We start from the raw sequence: 17872 nt of genomic DNA on the forward strand, positions 1-17872 counted from the left end.
TCCGCACCGCTGACGCGAACGCGCTGGTGGGACGGGGAGCGGCTCAGAGCATAATTGTTTGACTCTTGAGGATTGAAAACCCCGTTGGAACCCAAAAGATGAACTCTTCTGTTAAGCACTTTAGCGGGACGCAGCCCTCGCAGGCCGAGGTGGTGGTGGTCGGGGCGGGCATCAGCGGCCTAACGTTAGCCTTGCGACTGCAACAGGGCCTATCCTCCAGGGATGACTCCACCCAGCCGGTGCTCCTGGCCGAGGCCAGCTCCCGCGTGGGGGGCTGTATCTCCACCCAATCCAAAGACAGCTATCGCTGGGAAGAGGGCCCCAACAGCTTTACCCCCGTCCCCGCCCTGCTTAACCTCATTGCCGAGGTGGGCTTGGCGGAGCACCTGGTGCTGGCCGATGCCAAGCTGCCCCGCTACATCTACTGGGAAAAAGAGCTGCTGCCGGTGCCCCTGAGCCCTTCTGCAGCCATTGGCTCGCGGCTGTTGAGCGTGGGCGGCAAGTTGCGGGCCTTGCGCGGCTTGTTGGGGTTTGTTGCGCCGCCGCCAGGCGGAGAGGAAACGGTGCGGCAATTCTTCCAGCGGCAACTGGGATCCGAGGTGGTAGAGCGGCTGGTCGAACCTTTCACCTCAGGGGTGTATGCCGGGGATCCGGATCAGCTCAGCGCCTTGGCAGCCTTCCCCCGCATTGCCGGCTTGGAAGAACGCTACGGCAGCCTCTTTGCCGGTGCTGTGCAGGCTTTGCGCAGCCGTTATCGCTACGCGACGCTCCCGCGAACCCGTCACCAGGACAGCGGCAACTCCCCTATCCAACCTCCTCCCAAGCGGGGCCAACTGGGTAACCTGCGGCAGGGGTTGCAGCAGCTACCTGAGGCGATTGCCCAGAAACTGGGCAGTGCGCTGCGGCTGGGCTGGCGGGCTGTGCATCTCAAGCGGGATGAGACGGGCTACCGGGTGGGCTTCGTCATACACGACAGCGGTGCAGAGCACACGGCCCCAGAAGAAATCCACTGGGTGGCGGCTCAACAGGTGGTGCTCACCCTCCCTGCCTACGCTGCTGCCACCCTCCTGCAGGATCTCAACCCCCAGGCCAGCCGGCTGCTGAGGGAAATCCCCTACCCGCCTGTGGCGGTGGTGGCTTTGGCCTATCCAGAAGAAGCCCTTCCCCAGCCGCTGCGAGGGTTTGGCCATCTGATCCCTCGCTCTCAGGGCCTGCGCACCCTGGGCACCATCTGGGCCTCCTCCCTCTTCCCAGAGCGGGCTCCTCAGGGCTATCACTGCCTGGTCAGCTTCATCGGGGGAGCTACCGATGCGGCTTTTGCCCGCCAGAAAGGGATCCCGCCCATTACGGCGCTCTCCCCTGACGAGCGGGCCCAAATTGTGCATGCAGAACTCAGCCAGATCCTGCTCACCCGCCCTGTCGAACCCATCCGCCTGGGAGAGCGCCTGTGGCCCCAGGCTATCCCGCAATATACGCTTGGCCACCGGCAGCGGATTGCCCAATTGCAGGCCAGCCTGGCCGACCAAACCCCAGGGGTGTGGGTGTGTGCCAACTACCTGGATGGCGTGGCCTTGGGAGATTGTGTGCGGCGGGCCGAGGCCCTAGCCCAGCAGATCCTGTCCGTCCGGCGTTAGCGGTGCGGTTCCCGTTCGCGTGTAGCAGCATAGAGTGCTGTAGACATAGCAGCATGAGCCATCCCTACACCAGCCTCCTGCTCATCCCCACCGGCATTGGTGCCCGCATTGGCGGCTTTGCCGGGGATGCCCTGCCTGTTGCCCGCACTCTGGCAGCAGCCGCAGAGCGGGTCATTACCCATCCCAACGTGTTAAACGGAGCCAGTTTGTTTTGGCCGATGGGGAACGTGTTGTACGTGGAAGGGTACGGCCTGGATCAGTTCTGTGCGGGGGTGTGGAATTTGCGGCCAGTGCGCCAAAACTGTGTTGGGGTGGTGCTGGATGCCGGGATCCCCCCCGATCTGCAACAACGCCACCTGCAGGTGATGCAAGCCGCTCAGGCCACCTTGGGGCTCAACATCGGCCCCTGGCGCTTGACCCGCCAACCCTTGGGCGTTTCCGTCAGCTTCTCCCCCTCCGGGGCCAGCCAGGGATCCCTGGCCCAGCCTGATGCTCTCTTGGAGACTGCCCAGGAGCTGGTTCGCCTGGGGGCAGAGGCCATTGCCGTGGTGGCCCGCTTTCCGGATGATTTGGACTTCAGCCAGTACGAGCAGGGAAGGGGGGTGGATCCCCTGGCCGGCGTCGAAGCCCTGATCAGCCACCTGGTGGTGCGGGAGTTGCGGATCCCTTGTGCCCATGCCCCCGCTTTCTACCCTGAGACTTTCCCCAAGCCGGTTCACCCCCGCGCTGCTGCTGAAGAGGTGGGGTTTACCTTCTTGCCTTCGGTTTTGGTGGGCCTCAGCTACGCTCCCCAGTTCGTCAAGAGCGGGGATCCCGCCCAACCGGGCGACCTGACAGCAGAGCAGGTGGACAGCGTCATTGCCCCGGCCACTGCCTTTGGGGGGCCTGGCTTGCTGCACCTGGCCAGCCGTTATGGCTCCGCAACGCTGTCGCAACCCCACCACAATGCTCCGCCGCTGACGCGAACGGACGGAGTCCTTGCCCGTCCTCCGCTTTTCATTGCCGTCGAGGAAAACACCACCGTGATGCAGGTGCATCCCCGCCAGTTGGGGATCCCTCATGTATCGGTAACCTCCTATCTAGAGGCGATTGGAGTGGTGGTGGCCCACCGAGCAGGAGTGGCCTGGTCGTCGCTACGGCTCTCCCCCTCCCCCCCGGAAAAGCTGGGATCCCACACTTGCGCCGTTATTGCTACGCGACGCTGTTGCGTTCGTGACAGCGGTGCAGAGCACAATAGTGGGACAGAGTCCTTTCGCGATAGCGGGACGGAGTCCCAGTAGGCTACCGGTCGCGTTAGCGGGACGGAGTCCATGAGCAGATGGGAGCCGGCAGGGGATCCGCTGGGTTTAGGCCGGCAAACCACTCGGATAGGGCAGCCGGCAAGCAGAGGCCGGGGTTTCCCTCGATGTGCAGCCGCTCCAGTCGGGGCAGTTCTGCCAAAAAGGTCGGCAGTTCTCCCGTGAATTGGTTACGTGCCAGGCGCAGATCCCGTAACTGATTCAGCTGAGCCAGCTCGGGGGGCAGGGATCCGCTGAGGCGATTGTCCGACAAGTAGAGGTTTTCCAGGTGGCGCAGTTGCCCCAGTTGGGGGGGAATAGGCCCAGAGAGCTGATTGCGATCCAAAAACAGGCCCTTGAGGGAGCTCATCTGGCCCAGTTGGCCGGGAAGGGTGCCGCTGAGGCGGTTGTTTTGCAGGATGAGGTTTTCCAGATGGTGCAGTTGCCCCAGTTGGGGGGGAATAGGCCCAGAGAGCTGGTTGTGATCCAAAAACAGGCCGCGCAGGTTGCGCAGCTGCCCCAGCTCGGCTGGAATGGAGCCGGAGAATTCGTTGTAGTCGAGAAACAGGTTTTCCAACTGGCTGAGTTGCCCCAGCTCGGGCGGCAGGGGGCCGGAAAGTTGGTTGTGGCTGAGGGACAAGGCTCGCAACCGGCGAAATTGGCCTATTTCGGGCGGCAGGGATCCGCTCAACCCCTGACGATCCAGCACCAGTTGGACAAGGCACTGATCCGAATCAAAAAGGGCCACCTCCTCTACCTTCACCTCCGGGCGGCCCAGAGCTGCCAAGATCTGCCGCAGCAAGAGGGGATCCCGACAAAGGGGAGCAGACCAGGCCCCCATCCCCCAGCTCAGCCAAACCCAGATCGCCAACAGGCCCACCGCCCACCTCTCGTGCCGAGCCATTCCCCTCTGCTGCTTCATCCCTGCTCTCCAAAGGATCTTTGCCAAGGTAGCATCCTACTCCGTCCCGCCTCCGCCGGGGTTGTTGCTATGGGCAGGGGAACCGCGACGTAGAAGAGTTCTGGCCCGGAACCGGCTAAGGACTCCGTCCCGCTAGCGCGAACAGCTACACTGAAAAGCCGATGACCTCCTCTTCGGCAAACCTCCATGGCCAGGATCAACGACCACTTCCTCAAGCTCAAGACCGGCTATCTCTTTCCCGAGATCGCCCGGCGGGTGCAGGCTTTTGCCACCGCCCATCCCGAAGCTCAAATTATCAAAATGGGCATTGGCGATGTCACCGAGCCGCTGCCGGAAGCCTGTCGAACGGCCATGATCCGGGCGGTGGAGGAAATGGGGGAACGGGCCACCTTTCGCGGCTATGGGCCAGAGCAGGGCTACGAGTGGCTGCGCCAGGCCATTGCCCGGCACGACTTCCAGGCCCGCAACTGCGATATCGACGCTTCCGAGATCTTCGTCTCCGATGGCTCCAAGTGCGATTGCGGCAACATCCTGGATATCCTCGGCCACGACAACACCATCGCCATCACGGATCCTGTCTATCCGGTTTATGTGGACACCAACGTGATGGCGGGCCATACGGGGCCGGCCAACGAACGCGGCGAATACGAGGGCCTGGTCTATCTGCCCATCACTGCCGAAAATCACTTCACCGCCAGCCTGCCCAGCCAAAAGGTGGATGTGATCTACCTCTGCTTCCCCAATAACCCCACAGGCGCAGTGGCCACACGGGAGCATCTGCAAAACTGGGTGGACTATGCCCGTGCCCACAACTCCTTGATCCTGTTCGACGCCGCCTACGAAGCTTACATCACCGAGCCCGGGATCCCCCACTCCATTTACGAGATTCCAGGGGCGCGGGAATGTGCCATCGAGTTCCGCTCCTTTTCCAAAACCGCTGGGTTTACCGGCACCCGCTGTGCCTTTACGGTGGTGCCCAAGTCTTTGCGGGGGCAAGCTGCCGATGGATCCTGGGTGGATCTGTGGAGCTTGTGGTATCGCCGTCAATCCACCAAGTTCAACGGGGTGTCCTACATTGTGCAGCGGGGGGCGGAGGCGGTCTATTCCGAAGCGGGGCAAGCGCAGGTGCAAGGTCTGGTGCAGTTTTACCTGGAAAATGCCCGCATCATTCGCCAGCAGTTGGCCGAAGTGGGGATCCAAGTCTATGGCGGCGTGAATGCCCCCTACGTCTGGGTGAAAACACCCGCTGGGCTGAGCAGTTGGGAGTTTTTTGACAAGCTGCTGCACACCTGCCATGTGGTGGGTACCCCTGGCTCTGGCTTCGGCAGCGCCGGAGAGGGCTATCTGCGCCTGTCCGCTTTCAACAGCCGCGCCAACGTGGAAGAGGCAATGCGCCGCATTGGCAGCGTGTTTGCGGGGGCTGGAGCCGTTGGTTAATTGAGTCTTGACCCAGAGGGCGAGGATTCTTTCAGGCGCTCCCCGCCGCCAGAGGCGAACAGCTTGGGCCCGACAGGAAAGATGACGAACCAGTCGGCGATACCGCCGCGAACCCTTTTGCCTGCAACGCAGCAACTGGGCCAGCTTCCCCTTCGGCTTTCCGGGTACTGCCGCTTCGACTGCAGCTCCTGACCGTTAGCGATGAAGATATCCATACCCTCATGGGCAGTGGCCAGGTGAACTTTGCCCAAATCCACCCCATTTCCACCAGAACGGGTGTGTTCTGGGGCCAAGGTATCACCCTTTCCCATTGGGCAGATAGAGTTTGCAGCAGCCCAGCAAAAAGCTGCCCTGATCGCGTCAGCAGGTCGTATCTTGGTCGGCCAGTTCTGGCGAAAGCCTTTCACAAAGCAGGCCGTAGGTCTTTTGCCTGGATCCCTAGACCAGCAGCGGGGCTTTGCGCCAAGCCTTGGGCTGCTGGAACCGGTGCAGATCTCGGATCAGCCGCACCCAGCCGTCAGACATGGACTCCACCAAAACTTTGCCTTTCTCCGGCGTGGCGGCGGTGGCATCGCCCAAAACTCCGCTCTGGGTGAGATCGCGAGTTGCCCAAGCGAAAGGGATCCGCCCTTCCATGCTGAGCAGGCTGTTTTCCGGCAGATCGTGGGGATATTCGCAGACCAATCGGTCGGTTCGCACCGTATCGGGCAAAAGGTGCATCAGCATACTGGTCTCCCCATCGCCGGCGTGAATACCCAATTCCCGCTCTTTCTCGGTAAACAGCTCTCGTCCTTCGTGGGGAACGCGCCAGACCGACACCGGAAACAGCATGAAATCTTCATACTTCTGGTGCAGATCGCGGGCAACAATCTCCAGGACCTGTGGCTGGCCACCGTGGGAATTGAGGAACACCAGCTTGCGAAACCCAGCTCGGTAGATGCTCTCTGCCACTTCTGCCAGCACCGCCATCAGGGTTTGAGCCGAGAGGGTAATGGTGCCGGGGAAATGCCAATGCTCGTTGGCTTTGCCGTAACATTGGGTGGGCAAAACATAGGCCGGGATCTCAGGCTCCAGCTTCTCCATGGCGCGCCCAATGATCGCCGTGCCGATGCAGGCATCCACCACCAGGGGCAGGTGGGGCCCATGTTGCTCGATTGAGGCAACCGGCTGAATGATCACCACGTTCTCTTTGTCGGGCATGGCCTGGATCTCCGTCCAGGTCAGGTAGGGGAAAAAGCGGTGGGGCGGGACAAAAGTGTGCATCATGGCGGGATCCGTTCAAGTTTGATCAGAAAGCTACCTAGCACCATGCCACAAAATCGGGTTCACGAAATGCCCGCAAAGACGGGATCCCCGGCCAACCCGCCTGCCAAAGAAAAGTAAGGAGGCCATCGATTAGGATCAGTACAGTCCATATCGTCTTCAGTTAACGATTGCATGACCCTGTTGCCTTGTTTGCCCGCCCAGTGTGACTCTGTTGAGGGCCTGCGTCTGCTGGGGCGCCCTTTGCCCGCCTCGGCGGAAGTGGGCAGCGCTCCCCCCTCACCCCGTCCCATCCTCGCCCTGCCAGGGCCGCAAGCCACCCTCTATGTGGAGCTGATTCAGGCTTCTCTCCACAATCTTGCGGCGGGATCCCCAGCATTGCTCTGGGTGCGGCCTCTCCTGCTCAGGCAGGGATCCCAAGTCTTCAACCTGCGGGCCACCTCGGATTTGCTCTGGCCTGCTGCCGGCTTTGTTCCGGCCTATGCGGAGGAGGTATTGCCCCTTCTGGAACAGGCAAGGGATCCCGCTCCCCACGAGCTCCCTGCCCGACAGCAGTTGCAGGCCTTTCTGCGGCAAGTCTGGCGAGGCTAGGCTGCCCCGGAATGGCCAAGGGAGGCGGCCAACCTTTGCAAAGCCGATGCCAACATCGCTAGAGCCGCGTCAATTTCTGCCGGGGTGACGATCAAGGGGGGCACAAAGCGCACCACCTGGGATCCTGCCGGCACCAACAACAGCCCGCAGTCCATGGCTGCCTTGACCACTTCAGCCGCCGGGATGCGCACCACCAAGCCCTGAATCAGGCCCCAGCCCCGCACTTGCTCAACGAGCTGCGGAAACTGCTCCGCCAAGCGGGACAGCCCCTGACGCAGATACACCCCTGTCTGCTGGGCATTCCAAACCAAACTCTCCGACATTAGCGTGCGGCAAACCGCCAGGCCCACCGCACAAGCCAAGGGGTTGCCCCCAAAGGTGCTGGCGTGATCCCCCGGCTGAAACACGGCGCAAAAGTCTTTCGCCAACAAGGCCCCGATGGGGATCCCACCGGCCAGGCCCTTGGCCAAGGTGAACACATCCGGCTCCACCCCCAGGTTACAGTGGCCCCACAGCATACCAGTACGGCCCATGCCCACCTGCACCTCATCCAAAATCAGCAGAATGCCCCGCTCGCTGCAGATCCGGCGCAACCATTGAAAATAGGCGGGATCCCCCGGCACAACCCCCCCTTCCCCCTGCAACGGCTCCAACAGCACGGCACACACCCGCTCGCCCCAGCGCTCCAACACCGCTGCTGTGCCCTCGATGTCGTTGTAGGGAACGTAATCAAAGCCGGGCACCAGAGGGGCAAAGTCTTTTTGGTATTTGGGCTGGCCGGTGGCGGTAATGGTGGCCAGGGTGCGGCCATGGAAGCTGGCATGGGCGGTGAGGATCATCGGATCTTGGATCCCGCGCACCGTGTGGGCATACTTGCGAGCCAGCTTAATGGCTCCCTCATTGGCTTCCGCCCCTGAGTTGCAGAAAAACACCTTGTCGGCACAGGAGTGCTGGGTCAGCCATTGGGCCAGTTGCGCCTGCGGCTGGTTGTAGTAAAGGTTGGAAACATGATGCAACTGTTGCGCCTGCTCGGTGAGCGCCTGAATCCACACCGGGTGGGCATGCCCCAGAGTACAGGTAGCAATGCCGGCCACAAAATCCAGGTACTCCCGCCCCTGCTCATCCCAAACTCGACACCCCTGCCCGCGCACCAGGGTTAAAGGATAGCGCCCGTAGGTGGACATCACATGCTCGGCAAACAGCTCGGCAGTTGTCGGGGATCCCGAAGTGGCACTGGCAAGAGGCGAAGTTAGAGGAGACATGGCCGGTAAAAGATTGCTGTCGTGTTGGCGGCGCGGAGCGCTTTGGGGCTGGCGCAAGCCGTGTTTCGAGTGTACCACCCTGCTTTGGAGATGATATTCTGGCGGGGCCAAAGATTCAGGGATCCACAGCAAACAGACAGAAGCAAACAGACAGATGTCGCGGCGGGGGGTAACGGTCTGGTTTACAGGGTTGAGCGGGGCGGGCAAAACCACCCTAAGCTGCGGCGTGGCCCAGCAGTTGCGCGCTTGGGGGCTGCCGGTGGAGGTGCTCGACGGAGATGTGGTGCGGCAACATCTCACCAAGGGTCTGGGCTTCAGCAAAGCGGATCGGGATGAGAACATTCGCCGCATCGGCTTTGTGGCGGAGATGCTGACTCGGCACGGGGTGATTGTGCTGGTGTCGGCTATTTCCCCTTATCGGGCGGTGCGGCAGGAGGTACGGCGATATATTGGCAGCTTCATCGAGGTCTTTGTGGATGCCCCTTTGGAGGTGTGCGAACGTCGGGATGTGAAGGGCCTCTATCGAAAGGCGCGGGCAGGCTTAATCCAGAACTTTACCGGCATCGACGATCCCTACGAGCCGCCGGAACACCCGGAGGTGGTGTGCAAAACTGCCGAGCAAAGCATCTCCGAATGTATTGACCTAGTGGTGCAAAGCTTGAAAAGCAGAGGTTATTTGTAGCAGACTCGCTGCTCTTACGCTGCCCGTAGAGGGTGGGCTTCCCCCCGGAGTAGCTGCAAAGAACCTAGAATTAAGAAAGGCTTACAAGCAACTCCTATGGCTTCGACATCGGCATCGGCCACTCCCATTTCGGCGCGGTGGATCTGGCGAGGGCAGTCGGTTCATTACGTCAGACAGGGTGAGCAGGGGCAGCCTCTGCTTCTGGTGCACGGCTTTGGGGCCTCTACCGACCACTGGCGCAAGAACATTCCCGAATTGGCTCAACATTATCAGGTGTATGCCATTGATTTGCTGGGTTTCGGTCGCTCCGCCAAGCCCAACTGGGACTACCGCGCCGAAATCTGGCGGGATCAGCTGCGGGACTTTTGCCAACAGGTAATCCGTCGGCCTGTGGTGGGGATCGGCAACTCCCTGGGCGGCTATGTGGTGCTCAGTTTTGCGGCGGAGTGGCCGGAGTGGGTGCGGGGCGTGGTGCTTTTGAATGGGGCAGGTGGGTTTTCCACCCTCAAGGGATCCCCGACCGGATGGCGGCAATGGATAGGCGGATTGGTGGGCTGGGGCCTGCGCCAGCGCCTGGTGTCTTACCTGCTGTTTCAGTATTTGCGGCAGCCGCACGTGATCCGAGCCAAGCTGAAGCAGGTTTACTACGACCCGGCAGCCGTGACCGATCAGCTGGTCGAGGCCATCCATCGCCCCACCCAGGATCCGGGGGCTGCCGATGTGTTTGTGGCCTTGATGCGAGGTGGGCAGAAGGGACGGTATGTAGATGAGCTGCTGTGCAGCTTGGTGCGCCCGCTGTTGTTGATCTGGGGAGAACGGGATCCCTGGATGCGGGCTCGGGAACGCTCTAAGCTGTACCGGGCCCACTACCCTCAAGCAGTGGAATACTTCCTGGAGGCTGGCCACTGCCCCCACGATGAGCGCCCCGAAGAGGTCAATGCCCTGATTCACCGGTGGATCGAGACCGGGATCCCAGCCACCACTTCTCCCCCCATTTCCAAAGCTGCCCCTGTATCGGAAGTCCATCCCTAGGCGGCCCGTCTAGCTTGGGCTGTCCAACAATTCCTCCTGGGGATCCCCTTCTAGGCCGATGGTGTACTTAGACCATTCTCGATGGGAACCACTGCCGACGGCTTTGGAGATTTCAAAGTAAAGAGTGCTGTGGGGACGGCGGGGTTGGCGCAGCAGGGGCATACCGGCTTCGCGGGGGGTGCGGTTCCCTTTTTTCACGTTGCAACGCACACAGGCACTGACCACATTTTCCCAAGTATCCCCGCCGCCACGGGAGCGAGGGATCACGTGATCCAGGGTGAGATCTTCGCCGAAGCAGCCGCAGTACTGACAACGATGCCCATCCCGGTAGAGGACGTTGCGGCGCGTAAGTGGGATCTCCTTGTGGGGAACGTGGACATAGTGGCGCAGACGAATGACGGTGGGCAAGGGAATGTTGCCGTACACCACTCGGCCATTGTGCTCGATTTGCTCGGCCTTGCCCTTAAGCAAAAGAACGACTGCCCTGCGCCAACTGGTGATGTTGAGCGGCTCGTAGGAGGCATTCAAAACCAAAACCTTGCCCATAGTGCCGCGCACCGCTGACGGGATCCCCAACCCAAGCCGGAAGGCGCCAGCCCCCTGAAGTTATGCAAAATGTTAACACAGCTTTAGATTCAAGCAGTAGGAGTTCTGTGCTCCAGGAGATATTCCCGGCTGCTGCAAAACGCTACTCTGGAGAAGATCTGTTGGCAAGGGCGTGTTCAATCCTAGGGCATTACGTGGGGTTTCCCGAATAGGCTGAACTTTATTGAGGTGATGAAGCTGGAACTGAAATCTTCAACTCAACAGCAGGATCTGCCCCAAAAGAGAAATCCAGGCGAGGGATCCCGCTGGCTGATGGGTTTGGCCATTGCGCTGCTTTGTCTGGGATCCCCCAACCGCTGGTGGCACTGGTTTCCGGGAGCGCTGCTGGGCTTAGCCCTGCTGTTTGGCCTGTGCGAGCAACGGCAAGGGTGGGCGCGGTGGCGTTTGGCCTATGGCCTCTGGTTTTGGGTTTGCCTGTATGCCTTCTGGGTGGATCCCTTCTCGGTTAAGGTGTTGAGCGCCTGGGAGATCCTGGGGGGCGTGGTGGTGGCTCCCCTGATCCCCCTCTTTTTCACCACCGCTACGCTCCTCAGTTTGGAGCTGAGCCGTCCCCTGCCGGTTTGGGCACGTCCGCTGGGTTTGGCCACGGTCTGGACGGGCTTGGATGGGCTGTTGGGCTTGCTCTGGTGGCCCATCCCTTTCCACTGGGGATCCCTGTTGTTCGACTGGCCCCTCGGGATCCAAGTAGCCGATGTTACGGGGATCTGGGGGGTTACCTTCTATGCCGTGTTCGTCAATGGGGTTCTTTGGCAGATGGCCAGGCAGATTTCTAGCCGGTGGCAGGCGGCTGGGGGATCCCTGAGAAACGTTTTGGGTGAGATGCTCAGGAACAGGGATTTCTGGGGTACGCTTGCCTGCGGCCTGGGGTTGACGGGGCTGGTCTTGGCCTATGGAAGCGCACGCCTGGCCTACTTCGATGCCTTGGCCGTCGAAAACAGGGATCCCGGCTTTCGGGTGGCGGCGGTGCAGCAGGTGGCTTGGCTGGAAGCCGATCGCAGTTGGAACTACCGCCTGGAGCGCTACCGGGAGCTGCATCAGCTTTCTGCCCAGGGGGTGGCTGCTGGGGCACAGTTGGTGATTTGGCCGGAGGGGGCGCTGCGGGCACGGCTGCTGAATACTGGCCTGGAACCCTACGTGATCGAGCCGATGCAAGCGATTCTGCCGCCGGAAGGCGCTTTGATTACGGGGGCAACAGAGCCGGATCCCCGCACAGCCCATTTGCCGGAGCCAGAGCAGCGATTTTTTAACACGGCCCTGTTGTTTGACGCCCGGGGCAACTTACTGGATTGGTTTGGCAAGCAGTGGATCTTTCCCTATTTCGAGTCGGGGCGCTACGTGCCTTCACCCGATGGCTATCGGCCTCTGGACGGAGGGGAGCTTTTCGGGCCTTTGGGGGTGATGATCTGCTTGGAGAGCGTCTTGCCTGCGCCCAGCCGAACTTTAACCCGTCGCGGCGCCGAGTCTTTGATCGTGATTTCGGATGATAGCTGGTTTGGTAATAGCCACTGGCCGATGTTGCATGGCCAGCTCTCGGTTTTCCGGGCTGTGGAAAATCGGCGGGGCGTGGTGTTTGTCAATAACACAGGCGGCAATCTGGTGGTGGATCCCTCAGGTCGGCTCCAGCAGGTTGGCCCCATCTTTCAGCGGGGGGTGATCACGGGAGAAGTGAAGCGGCGTTCTGAGACAACTTTCTACAATCGCGCGGGGGATTGGCTGGCGTGGCTGACGTTGGGGCTATCTTTGGGGCTATGGCGCTGGGGATCCCGAGCAAGGCAAGGATGAGTTAGAATCGATAGGCCCACCGGTGGGTCTGCGGATTCTTCTATCCAGTCCTCACTTCAAAGCCCTGCTGATGTAGCTCAGTTGGTAGAGCAGCTCACTCGTAATGAGCAGGTCGTCGGTTCGAGTCCGATCATCAGCTTTCTGGAGTTGAACACCTCAGAGTCCCTTTGGGAGAAGAGTTGGGGGTGGTCGCGGAAGCGGCGCGGAGCGTTTGGGCAGCAGCGATCATTCTTTCGAATTGCAGTGAAACCTTGGAACGGCTACAGTTGTGGAGGGCACCAGAAAAGATTTCGGGTAGAGACCCCCAAAGAATGGAGAATATCTCTCATTACCCCTGTGCAGTACTTCCAATGCTCAGGATCTGCACACATGCGGTCGGGATTTAACTCCATCTCATAATGGATAACATTGGGGATCCCGGCAAACTCATCAGAAGACTGAGGAGAAACAATCAGCAGCAGAAAAGGCTTGCCCCTGCGCTTAGCCGCCAGCTTATCCATTAAGTCAACAACGGCCTCTCGCCGGCAACCCCCTGTGCGCACAAACAAGACTTTATCGGCTTTTTCCAAAACATACATAAAACGCTTGGCGCGAGCAGTGTAGCGAGTTCGCATTCGCTCATGGATGGGGTGCATATTCTGAAGTGGATCCTCCCCCTCTTCCACCTCATGGCCAAAAGAGAGGCCCGTCCACTTGCTGTGGTAAATTCGCCGATCTTCAGGACTGTAGTGCAAATATTGCGGATCCCACATGCCCTGAAACTCGTTGTGGATCATATCGGCCACATCAGCCAAATTGCTGGTGCGCGTCAAATCAAAAGGAAAGGCAGGCCCATCATATTCCAACTTGTAGAGCAGCATTCGCACCGCGCAGCGATCCCCTAACGGCACAATGGCAACACGATGAATATCCGATAATTTGCAGGTGTATTCCAGCAGCATGACCGATTCGGGAGCAGCCTTTACCCGACTTTCGAGGCCACCTTCCCCGATCATCAGGGTTCGGAAGAGAGCTTCGCGGTGGCTCGGATCTTCATAAACACCCGCTGGCATGGCTTTGAGAGCGGCCCGCACTTCCTTCCACATGGGGTGGATGTTGTACTCGTGATTGCTCTGGTTGATCACGCACAGGCGAGGCATGGGATTAGAAGAGCCTTCTGAGGATCCACTGAGCTTGAGAAGGATCAACGATCCATCCTCGAAGATCGTTTCTACTGATTCCGAGGAAAAGAACTGAGCTATTGGGGAGAAGACCAGATCGGCATCTGCAGGAACGGAGAGGGTGGTTTGCACCGAACCATCTTCTTGTACGGAAAGGGAATATAAGGTAGCATCCCCTAGCCTTTCATCGCTTTTGCCAACATACAGACCCGGCTGTAGACCTGCTTTTTGGAAAGCGGCTTGCAAAGGTTGCCAAGTGGGCGTGATGGTGTAAGGGTAGGGAGTTATATTCACGATGCGAAATTGGTTTTTGCCTGTTTCTGCAGTCACCCAAAAACCATGCTCATCTGCAAAAACGACCCGTTCTCCAACGGGTTGAGCAAGCTTTCTACGAGCTGAACTAACTTGGCCGGGATCCAAAAGAGAGAGATCGATGGCCTCAAACATGACCTGATGACCCTTGGAATTGGGGTGAGCTGGGTCAAAAGCAAGGTCTGGTTTCCAGCGGCCCTGTCCATCTTCCAAATGAGGCAGCCAATTGAACACAGGGCATCCCCAGTCGAGCATTCTCTGCTGAGTTTCTTGCAAAAGAAGATGCTGTTCTGGGCCGTAGTTTGCATGGGGATAAACCCCTCCCAGAACTGGCAAGGCTCCAATGTCTTGAATTCGCTGAATTAGCCGCTGCAGGCCGTTTTCAAACCGCCTCTGCAGGGCGCGGCGATGCTGGGGCAAGGCCGATACCAAGCCTTCATTTCCCAAGGACAGGGCAACAATAACGACATCAGGACGTTCAGGGATCACCGCCTGCTCAAACCGCAACAGAGTTCGGCTGACATTGGCCCCCAATTGGGAGAGATTTCGCACTTGATGGCCATAGCGTTCTTGCAGAGCTTTCTGCAACAGCCAAGCCCAACCTCGCAACAGCCAAGCGCTGCACCCCAGGGCAACGGAGCTGCCCAAAATGACGACTTTTAGCCCTTGCGGATTTTCCGGTTCGACCTCAGGAATGGGATCGGCAAAATAGCCGTAAGGATAGGCAGGGATCTGGCCAAACTCCCCATCCTCGACAATCAAAACTGCCGGCAAAGGTTCTGGTTCAAGGGGCACCCAGCGATTGACAGCGGTGGATTCCCAAATCACTTGCCCACCGGCTTGCACGCGCAGATATCGGTACTCCACTCGAGGAGTTTCTTTTAAACATCCACTGTAGGGTAACAGCGGGCCGGGCGCGCCATCTGCCGGGCTCAACGGCAACTCTACCCACCACAGCGGATAATGAGCGGGATCCGTCTGCAGCCAAATGCAATGGCAGGGATCCCAGGAGCCCAATTTTGTGCTGGATCCCACCAAGGCAATTCTCTCGCCCGGCTGGGTGATGGCACGAACCTGGAAGCGATACATAACGTTTTCCTGGCACAGGATTCAATGGAAAATTGTGGGGCTGCGCGGGCGGACTGCACTCACTCATCACCCAATCAACAGCTCAGCAGCCGGCTGAGAAGGGCAAGAGCCTGGGAGCTGATCCCATCTCTGCCGTTTTATCCGGGAAAAAGAGAAGTTCTTAAATCTGGAAAGGAAAGATCTCTAGTACCCAAAAATCCAGTTCAACTGGGCCAATACGGTTCTTAATACAGTTCTGAATAAAGACTCAGTCAATCTTGGCTTAAAGCTAGCATATTGACCGAGGGCTGTCTGTTTTCCAGAGCACTTTCAGACCCTCTCTGGGGTACAGATTTCCAACTGTCGCTGCGGCAAAATGACCTCAAAGCTGGATCCCTGGCCCAGCTCGCTCTCCACCTGCACCTGACCTTGATGCTGTTGGGCAATGCTTTTGACGATCGCCAGCCCCAAACCTGACCCCGAGAGGCGACCGGGATCCCCGCTGCGAGCCGGATCTGCTCGATAAAAGCGATCGAACACATGGGGCAGAGCCTGAGGCGGGATCCCTGGCCCGGTATCTTGTACCCGTACCACCAGCTCTGGGGATCCAGAGCGCAGCCGCTGCTCCAGCCTCACCTGCACCTCTCCTTGGGGGGGAGTGTGGAGAAGGGCATTTTCGATCAAGTTGGTAAACAGGCGGGCCAATTGATCTTCATCTCCCCAAAAGCCGAAGGGATCCACCTGGGCGGGAGAAGGTTCCGTCCCGCTCTCAGGGGCAGCAATATCCAGCTGCAAGCGGATCTGTTTTTGGTTGGCCAAGCCCTGCAGCTCTTCCACCACCTGCAGCAGCAGAGCATCCAGCGCACAGCAACGGGGTTGGAAAGGCACCATACCGCTGTCGTGGCGGGCCAGAAACAGCAGGTCATCCACCAGACGACCCAGCCGTAAACACAACCGCTCCACCATCTGCCAGCGCTGCCGGGTGTCGGCATCCAATTGGGAATCCGCCAAAGCCACCTGTACCGCGGTTTGAATGCTGGCCAAGGGGCTGCGCAGCTCGTGAGAGGCGTCGGCGGTAAATTGCTTGAGCTGCTGATAAGACTGCCGGATGGGTTGCATGGCCAAACCGGAGAGCATCCAGCCGATGGCTCCCACACTCGTCAAGCCGGCCACCACCCACAGGGAAAGATCCCGGATCAACTGTCGCGTTGGCTTGCTCACCTCAAACCAAGGATGGCTGACCCGCAGATAGCCCAGCAGCTTCCCATGGGCCACGATCGGCTCGGTGAACTGACGCAGCCAATACCCAGGAGCGATGCGGGCAGTGTGCAGGGATCTCTCGGTCAACAGGGGGGCAGGGATCCCGCCGGGTACCGTGGACCAGATGAGCGTTCCTTGAGGGCCGAACCACTCCAAGTCGATGTGATCGTCCTCTAGGGTGCTGGGATCATCCCGAAAGCTGGCCTCTAAGCTGCGGCGGGCTTGCTGCGGATCCAAGAGGCTCTCATCCACCACCAAAGACCGCTCGACAATTTCCACCACATGGCCAAGGGTATCGTCCACCCGCTCGATCAGGGTTGACTGCACGTACCAATAGAAGCTGCCGGCAAACAACAGCAGCAACACTGCCGTAACCGTTGTATACCAGAAGGCCAACCACTGCCGCGTCGCTTGGAACATGGGAGCTGCACCGCGGGGGGAGAACGGAGTGGGGCTAGCTGTGAACACGGGGTTCGGGGTGAAGGGAAGACAAGATCTCGGCCTCCACCTGGAGTAGAGTATCGAGACGCTCCTGCACCTGATCGGCGGGAAACTGCTCCAACGCCAAATCCAAGTAAAGCTGCCAATGGCGCTCCTCCGCAGCCGCCAGCCAGAGATAAAACTGCCGCAGCTCTGGGTCGGGCGCGTGGATCCCCAACAGGCCCAAGCGTTCGTGGCTGCGGGCCTCGATAATGGCTGCCACCAGCAAGGTGTCGAGCAGATGCTCCGGCTCGGAGCGGCGCAGGTGTTGGTTCAGACGACCGGCATAGGGCGCAGCCGACAAGGGCTTGATGGGGATCCCCAACCGTTGCAGGTGGCGATGCACCCGCTCAAAATGCTGCAGCTCCTCCCGCGCCAGCGGCGAGAGGGTTTCCACCAAACGCCCGTTAGCCGGGTAGCGAAAGAGCAGACTGAGGGCGTTGCCCGCTGCTTTTTTCTCACAGTTGGCGTGGTCTAGCAAGACCAGATCGATGTGCCGGATGGCCTGGTCGATCCAGTCCTTAGAGGTAGGAGAGGCGAGTTCTAGAACAAGCACAAGGTCGGTAGAAAAGGGCTAAGAGAAGTTTTAGGGACGAACGATCTCCACAGTAACCCGCCCCGTCAGCTCTGGGATCGGGGGATGACACTTGGTCAATCGGATCTTAGCTTTGCTGGCCCCCGTCTCCCGCAGCACCATTTCGGCAATCGCCTCCGCCAAACTCTCGATCAGCACAAACTGATTGCTTTTCACCAGTTCCGCAATCCCGGCCACTGCAGAACGGTAGTCGAGGCTATCACACAGTTGGCCGCTGAGAGCAGCCGGGCGCAGATCCGCCCACAACTCGAAATCCACCTCAAACCATTGCCCCGAAGCCCGTTCCGCCTCATCAAGGCCGGTATAACCGTAGTAGCGCAGGCCGGAGACGATCAGCCGATCCCGCAACTGCTCGGGGGGTCGCCGAGGGATCCGATCGGGATCTGGATAGGGCTGCTGACTGTTGCTGCTGACACTGGTGGGGATCTGTAGCTGATACATTTACGCTGAACACTGCTGAACATCACTGTTCAACTATGCAGCGATAGCATTCTGTTTGTTTCCAAACA

The 17872-nt window shown here is 59.6% G+C and carries 16 protein-coding genes and 1 tRNA gene; 8 read left to right on the plus strand and 9 right to left on the minus strand.

What is annotated here, in order from left to right:
- Window positions 1–98 precede the first annotated feature (98 nt).
- Together hemG and NW834_RS02430 are read left to right on the plus strand one after the other, a co-directional pair.
- Complete coding sequence (gene hemG, locus NW834_RS02425; RefSeq protein WP_414419288.1) at window positions 99–1634, plus strand: protoporphyrinogen oxidase; 1536 nt, start codon at window positions 99–101, stop codon at window positions 1632–1634.
- Between the two features lie 53 nt (window positions 1635–1687).
- Complete coding sequence (locus NW834_RS02430; protein ID WP_414419287.1) at window positions 1688–2914, plus strand: DUF3326 domain-containing protein; 1227 nt, start codon at window positions 1688–1690, stop codon at window positions 2912–2914.
- 13 nt (window positions 2915–2927) lie between these two features.
- On the opposite strand, the gene NW834_RS02435 is transcribed toward NW834_RS02430, so the two are convergent.
- Window positions 2928–3815, minus strand: a complete 888-nt coding sequence (locus NW834_RS02435; protein ID WP_414349674.1) for a hypothetical protein — start codon at window positions 3813–3815, stop codon at window positions 2928–2930.
- Between the two features lie 204 nt (window positions 3816–4019).
- Between NW834_RS02435 and NW834_RS02440 the strand changes: the two genes are divergently transcribed.
- Window positions 4020–5270 carry an LL-diaminopimelate aminotransferase gene (locus NW834_RS02440; RefSeq protein WP_414413825.1) on the plus strand — a complete coding sequence of 417 codons (1251 nt, stop codon included), beginning with the start codon at window positions 4020–4022 and terminating at the stop codon, window positions 5268–5270.
- Here NW834_RS02440 and NW834_RS02445 read toward each other — a convergent pair.
- On the minus strand, window positions 5267–5563 hold the full coding sequence (locus tag NW834_RS02445) for a hypothetical protein (RefSeq protein WP_148202718.1): 297 nt from the start codon (window positions 5561–5563) through the stop codon (window positions 5267–5269). The genes NW834_RS02440 and NW834_RS02445 overlap by 4 nt on opposite strands.
- A 145-nt stretch (window positions 5564–5708) precedes the next feature.
- Window positions 5709–6533 carry a creatininase family protein gene (locus tag NW834_RS02450; protein ID WP_414416407.1) on the minus strand — a complete coding sequence of 275 codons (825 nt, stop codon included), beginning with the start codon at window positions 6531–6533 and terminating at the stop codon, window positions 5709–5711.
- A gap of 174 nt (window positions 6534–6707) precedes the next feature.
- On the opposite strand from NW834_RS02450, the gene NW834_RS02455 reads away from it, so the two are divergent.
- Window positions 6708–7124, plus strand: coding sequence for a hypothetical protein (locus tag NW834_RS02455; protein WP_414349672.1), 417 nt, complete (start codon window positions 6708–6710; stop codon window positions 7122–7124).
- On the opposite strand, the gene NW834_RS02460 is transcribed toward NW834_RS02455, so the two are convergent.
- Window positions 7121–8386, minus strand: coding sequence for an aspartate aminotransferase family protein (locus tag NW834_RS02460; protein WP_414419285.1), 1266 nt, complete (start codon window positions 8384–8386; stop codon window positions 7121–7123). The two genes, NW834_RS02455 and NW834_RS02460, sit on opposite strands and share 4 nt — an antisense overlap.
- Before the next feature lie 154 nt (window positions 8387–8540).
- On the opposite strand from NW834_RS02460, the gene cysC reads away from it, so the two are divergent.
- The gene (cysC, locus tag NW834_RS02465) at window positions 8541–9068 is read left to right on the plus strand and encodes an adenylyl-sulfate kinase (protein WP_414419284.1); all 528 of its coding nucleotides are present in this window, start codon (window positions 8541–8543) and stop codon (window positions 9066–9068) included.
- 96 nt (window positions 9069–9164) lie between these two features.
- Window positions 9165–10100 (plus strand): alpha/beta fold hydrolase, encoded by a 936-nt coding sequence (locus NW834_RS02470; protein ID WP_414419283.1) that lies wholly within the window; start codon window positions 9165–9167, stop codon window positions 10098–10100.
- 9 nt (window positions 10101–10109) lie between these two features.
- Here NW834_RS02470 and NW834_RS02475 read toward each other — a convergent pair whose 3' ends face one another.
- Window positions 10110–10646: an HNH endonuclease gene (locus NW834_RS02475; RefSeq protein ID WP_011433030.1), complete on the minus strand. Its 537-nt coding sequence runs from the start codon at window positions 10644–10646 to the stop codon at window positions 10110–10112.
- 231 nt (window positions 10647–10877) lie between these two features.
- Here NW834_RS02475 and NW834_RS02480 point away from each other — a divergent pair, with 231 nt between their 5' ends.
- Complete coding sequence (locus tag NW834_RS02480; protein ID WP_414419282.1) at window positions 10878–12488, plus strand: nitrilase-related carbon-nitrogen hydrolase; 1611 nt, start codon at window positions 10878–10880, stop codon at window positions 12486–12488.
- Window positions 12489–12554: 66 nt separating this feature from the next.
- A tRNA-Thr gene (locus NW834_RS02485) sits at window positions 12555–12627 on the plus strand.
- Between the two features lie 121 nt (window positions 12628–12748).
- Here NW834_RS02485 and NW834_RS02490 read toward each other — a convergent pair.
- The 4 genes from NW834_RS02490 to folB all read right to left on the minus strand — a co-directional run bounded on the left by NW834_RS02490 (window position 12749) and on the right by folB (window position 17804).
- Complete coding sequence (locus tag NW834_RS02490) at window positions 12749–15049, minus strand: DUF1796 family putative cysteine peptidase (RefSeq protein ID WP_414426209.1); 2301 nt, start codon at window positions 15047–15049, stop codon at window positions 12749–12751.
- 309 nt (window positions 15050–15358) lie between these two features.
- Window positions 15359–16708 carry a sensor histidine kinase gene (locus tag NW834_RS02495; protein WP_414419280.1) on the minus strand — a complete coding sequence of 450 codons (1350 nt, stop codon included), beginning with the start codon at window positions 16706–16708 and terminating at the stop codon, window positions 15359–15361.
- Between the two features lie 34 nt (window positions 16709–16742).
- Window positions 16743–17324: a tRNA-(ms[2]io[6]A)-hydroxylase gene (locus NW834_RS02500; protein WP_414342126.1), complete on the minus strand. Its 582-nt coding sequence runs from the start codon at window positions 17322–17324 to the stop codon at window positions 16743–16745.
- A gap of 30 nt (window positions 17325–17354) precedes the next feature.
- The gene (folB, locus tag NW834_RS02505; RefSeq protein ID WP_414413808.1) at window positions 17355–17804 is read right to left on the minus strand and encodes a dihydroneopterin aldolase; all 450 of its coding nucleotides are present in this window, start codon (window positions 17802–17804) and stop codon (window positions 17355–17357) included.
- Between the last annotated feature and the right edge of the window lie 68 nt (window positions 17805–17872).

The sequence above is a fragment of the Synechococcus sp. R60.1 genome (assembly GCF_047461835.1).
GTDB lineage: Bacteria > Cyanobacteriota > Cyanobacteriia > Thermostichales > Thermostichaceae > Thermostichus.